This is a genomic window from Bradyrhizobium sp. P2_E8 (genome assembly GCF_056403875.1).
This window is the reverse complement of sequence record NZ_JBFUES010000730.1, coordinates 1-4,814: the sequence shown is the minus strand read 5'-3', so window position 1 is coordinate 4,814 and position 4,814 is coordinate 1. Positions and strand designations below refer to the sequence as shown.

Annotated in this window: 2 protein-coding genes and 2 pseudogenes; 1 reads left to right on the top strand and 3 read right to left on the bottom strand. The window is 65.8% G+C overall.

The features are described 5' to 3' along the window. The 3 genes and pseudogenes from AC1D00_RS30570 to AC1D00_RS30560 all read right to left on the bottom strand — a co-directional run. Positions 1–834: pseudogene (locus AC1D00_RS30570) on the bottom strand (lytic murein transglycosylase); the annotation flags it as partial. A gap of 127 nt (positions 835–961) precedes the next feature. Next, the gene (locus tag AC1D00_RS30565) at positions 962–2,899 is read right to left on the bottom strand and encodes a glycosyltransferase (RefSeq protein ID WP_477013230.1); all 1,938 of its coding nucleotides are present in this window, start codon (positions 2,897–2,899) and stop codon (positions 962–964) included. Further along, entirely contained in the window at positions 2,899–4,257 is a 1,359-nt protein-coding gene (locus AC1D00_RS30560) for an HlyD family secretion protein (protein ID WP_477013229.1), read from the bottom strand. Before AC1D00_RS30560 ends, AC1D00_RS30565 begins: the two co-directional genes overlap by 1 nt. Before the next feature lie 285 nt (positions 4,258–4,542). Between AC1D00_RS30560 and AC1D00_RS30555 the strand changes: the two are divergent. Further along, positions 4,543–4,814 (top strand): annotated as a pseudogene (locus AC1D00_RS30555) (zinc metalloprotease HtpX); the annotation flags it as partial.

Below are 4,814 nucleotides of genomic sequence, written 5' to 3'. Positions count from 1 at the left end.
GAGCAGCTCCGCGGTCGGCCAGGAATCGGCCGGCAGGCCGTATTTGATTTGCATCGCCTTCACGGCGGCGCGGCTCTGCTGGCCCAGCACGCCGTCGACCTTGCCGACATTGAAGCCGGCCTGGACCAGAAGCTGCTGCAATTGCTTGAGCTCGTTGAACGGCAGTTGTGCGACCGGCGCCGCCGGCTTGCGYATCGGGGCAGCGCCCGCGATGCGGGTGGCGAGATAGCCCGCCGTGGTCGAGTAGATCAGCGAGTTATTCCACTCGGTGTAGGCCGCGAAATTCGCATACGCCATGAAGGCAGGACCGGTCCGTCCCATCGGCAGCAGCACTGACGCCGCGAGATTGTCGTTCGGCAGCGGACGGCCGTCGGGATAGGTGACCCCAAACTGCGCCCATTTCGAGCGTGGCTGCTGCACGGTGAGGTCGGTCTGCTCCCACGGCAGGTTCTGCGGTACCTTGATCTCCTCCAGCCACGGCTCGCCGCGACGCCACTTCAGGCCGTTGGCGATGTAGTTCGCGGTCGAGCCGATCACGTCGGGCTCGCTGCGCAGGAGATCGCGCCGTCCGTCACCGTCGTAATCGACGGCGTAGTTGACGTAATGCACGGGCAAAAACTGCGTCTGCCCGAGCTCGCCGGCCCAGGAGCCGATCATCTCGTCGGGTGTGAGATCGCCACGGTCGATGATCTTCAGCGCGGCGATGGTCTCGTTCACGAACATCTCCGAGCGGCGGCAGTCATAGGCGAGCGACACCAGCGATTTCAGCGTCGGCAGATTGCCCATGTTGGCGCCGAAGTCGCTCTCCAGGCCCCAGAACGCAGCGATCGTTCCGGCGGGGAGGGAAGGCGTGGATTCGCCTGAAGTCTAGGTGAAGTGACGGCCTCAGGCCATCCTTTCCATGCCATCCTTTCCACGTCATGCCAACATGCGGAACACGAGGGAGCGGATGTCGCGCGGCTTAGCCGAACAGCCGCATCAGCAGTGCTTTGCCGACCGGGAGCGCCCTGACGCCGCGATAGGCGCGGACATATTCGCCGGCATAGAACGCCCGGATCGCATGCACGCGCGTATCCATGCCTTCCTCGAACCGAACCGCGAATCCGTCCGTGGTTCGTCGCACGACGATGGCCGCGATCGAGCGGCCGTAGATCCGGCATTCGATCGTGCTGCCGGGGCGCGGCGGATCGGGATCGATCAGCCGGGCGCCGGTAATGGAGATGTCGGCGAGCCGTGCGAGATGCGATCTGCCGTCCTGACGCAGCAGCACCGGCTCATTGCGATGAAAGCGCTCGGCCTTGCGCTTGCGCGGCTGCTCGATGCAGACGAAGCAGACCACGGTGAGGATGAGCGCGTTGTAGAGGCTCCAGGCCAGGGCCAGTCCGCCATAGGCGATGTTCTCGCCGCGCAGGTGCAGGATGAAGGCGTAGGCAATGGCCGCCAGCGTGATGAGAAGCGCGCAGCCATAGATCCGCAGGAGCGGCCATTCGACAAATCTCCTGTCGCGGTCGCCGCCCTTCGCCGTCACCTTGAACTTGTGTCCCTTCGGCTTCAACAGGCCGGCTGCCACCGCCTTGAGCACCGCGGGCGCGGCGATGAGTTGCGAGACGTCCGACATCATGGCGAGCGAACGGCCGTGTGATAGCCAGGCCATGCTGAGTCCGTGCCAGATGTAGAACGGCAGGAAGAAGCGCAATAGCTCGGTGAGATCCGCCTGCACCGCCTTGATGCCGAACAGCAGGAACAGCCAGGGCACCATCAGTCCCGCGACCTTCGACGTGTAGACCGCGGACCAGCTCATGAAGGCATCGACCAGCGAGAGCCGGTCGATAAAGGACAGCTTTGAGTCCTGCGAGAGCGGTCCGCTGCGGCCGCGCACGATTTGCATCAGGCCGAGGCACCAGCGGGCACGCTGGGTGATGTATTCCTTCAGCCCCTCGGGCGCCAGCCCGATCGTCAACCGTTCGTTGAGATAGATGGTGTTGAAGCCGTGCTCCTTCAGGCGAAGGGTGACGAGATAGTCTTCCGTGACGGAGTCGGTTGGAAAGCCGCCGATCTGCACCAGCCCGGCGTAGCGAATGAGAGATGAAGTGCCGCAGCAGAACGCGACGCCCCAGGCGTCCTTCGCCGGCAGAAGGATGTCGAAGAAGAAGCGCTGCTCGTCTGGCCATACATCGGTCGCAGCGAGGTTGGTCTGGATCGGGTCGGAATTGATGAAGTGCTGCGACGTCTGCACCACGCCGACCGAAGCGTCATCCATGAGGGAGATGGTGCGTGCGAGGAAGTCGGGCCGCGGCACGAAGTCCGCGTCGAGAATGGCCACGAAATCCGGCCGCGCCGGCAGGGCGCCGACGTGCTTGAGCGCGTGATTGATGTTGCCGGCCTTGGCGTGGTGGTTGTCGGGCCGTGTGAGATAATGGCAGCCGAGTTCGCCTGCGAGCCGCCGCAGCCAGGGGCGCCGGCCGTCGTCGAGCACCCAGACGCGATAATTGCCGTACGCCATGCCGGTCGCGCCGATGATCGTGCGCTCGAGGATCGATCGCTCCTCGTTGTAGGTGCAGATGAAGACGTCGATCAGCGGCGCGAGCGGATCGGTGGCACGGCCGTCGATCCTGGCCGCGCCGGTGCGGTCGATGGTCCGGCTCAGAAACAGCAGGGACAATGCGACTGCGACGAGCGAGGCCGCCTCCAGCAGCATGAAGGGATAACCGATCACGGCGTCCGCCGTCAGATGCGGTGGCGGGAGCGTCGCGGTGACACGCCAATAGAGATAGCGGAGCAGGAAAACCAGCGACACGACGGCCAGCAACGAGCGGGCCATCGTGCTGTCGCGCCTGAGCAGCGGCACGACCGCGATGAAGGCGCCGAGCGTAATCAGGCCTGGCGTCAACGCCATCATCACGGCGCGGTCTCGTGCCGGGCAAACACCACGCGGCCGGTGCGCCCCACGGTGCAGGCGAGGGGAGCGGCATCGCGAGGCGCCACGGTCACGCGATAGGGCTCCTTGCTGAGCGTATCCGGATTGATGGCGAGATTGGCGGGCGCGCCGGCGGCGCCGGTCAAATTGACCACGGTGCCGGAGATCGGCTCGCCACCATCATTCGGCTCGAAGGTGGCGCGGTCGCCGAGCTGCAAGCGATTGTAGACGCTCTCTGTGACATTGGCCGTGATGACGGCGCCGCTGCAATCGAGGATCTTGAGCAGGGGTTGGCCGGCCTGCACGTCCTCGCCCGGCGAGGTCATCATTTCCCAGACGCGGCCCGCAACGGGTGTCGTGATGTTGGCTTCGGACAGATCGGCGAAGCGGACCTCCTCGATGATGGTCTCGTTGGCGAGCCAGGCGATCTCGGTGTCGGTGCGCGCGAGATCAGCCTCGAGATCGCCGGCGCGCTGGCGCATCTCCTCCTCGCGCTGCACCGAGCTCGGGCGATCGTTGTAGCTGTCGCCGAGGAAGGAACCGCTCCGTGCCGCCGTGAGCTCGACCTTCGCAGCATCCAGCCGCTTGCGCGCACCGAGCTCGGTCTGCTGTGACACGGAAAGCTCGCGCGTCAGCCGCGCCAGCTCGACCGTTGAGATATTGCCGGACTTCGCGAGCGAGGATGCGCGCTCGACGGCGGCGCTGGCTTCGTCCCGCCGCGCTGCCGCCGCCTCGATCGAGGTCTGGATCTCGGCGATGCGGGCCTCGAGCTGAAGCACGCGTCCCTCGCGGAATTGCGCGGCCTGCCGCGCCAAATCCTTTTGGGCGGCCTGGGCCGCGGCAAGCTTGGTGGCGAGACTGGGCCGCTCGTTCTCCAGGCGCGATTTCTGCCGCCGGAGATCGTCGAGCCTGGTGCGATCGCCGCGCGAGTTCACGACGCGCAGGACCACGGTTCCGGCACCAAGCCTGGCCTGATCGGTGATGGGCTGGGCGGCTACCACGCGGCCGCCGATCGGCGTGCGCAGGGTGACGAGACGGGAATTCAGCACGGCCTCGACGCTGGAGTACTCCCAGATCGCACGCAGCGGCAGCCAGCCGAACACGGCGATAATGGCAAGTCCGATGGCGATCTTGGCGCCGCGTTGCAGATGCGGCCAGCGCCGCCCTGATTCCGGCGCCGTCTGCGCCTCGGGGGCGTGGCCGGTTTCGTCGTCGGCGAACAGCTGCTCGTGCAGCGCCTCCTGCAACCCCTTCGCGTCGGTCTTGGTCTCGCTCTTGGTCTCGTGAGGGGAAGGCGTGGATGCAGGGTCGACGGAAGCGGCGCGTAAGCGGTCTACCATGTCGGTCACCTTGCTGACGGGAGGCCCACGGAACCGGTCAATGCGCGAGGGCCGCGCAGCGTGCCCGGTTACCGTGCATTAAGCCGATGCTGCGCTTTCCAGGTTGCTAAGCATCTGCGCGTGTTTTTGCGCAAATCCCGGTCAAGCTTTAGCTACGGGGGAAAGGCTGGCCGCGCGGCCTTATATCTGCGGCTCCGCGCCGCATGAACCTTGCGATGCCCGGCGGCATTCATACTTCGAAGACGCCGGCCCAAGGCGCGCCAGCGGCCGGTTCGGGAGACGGCCATGAACTATTTTCGTACCGCAATGCTGCTCGCAGGCCTCACCGCCCTGTTCATGGGCGTGGGCTATCTGATCGGCGGTGCCTCCGGCGCCATGATCGCGCTCGTCATTGCCGCGGCGACCAATCTCTTCACCTATTGGAACTCCGACCGCATGGTGCTCTCGATGTACGGCGCCCATGAGGTCGACCGTTCGACCGCGCCGGAACTGGTCGGCCTCGTCGCCGAGCTTGCGGGCCGCGCGGGCTTGCCGATGCCGCGCGTGTTCCTGATGGA

What these genes read in the sequence shown, in the direction of transcription:
- AC1D00_RS30565 (WP_477013230.1), bottom strand. Translation starts at nt 2,899, where the DNA reads ATGATGGCGTTGACGCCAGGCCTGATTACGCTCGGCGCCTTCATCGCG.
- AC1D00_RS30560 (WP_477013229.1), bottom strand. Translation starts at nt 4,257, where the DNA reads ATGGTAGACCGCTTACGCGCCGCTTCCGTCGACCCTGCATCCACGCCT.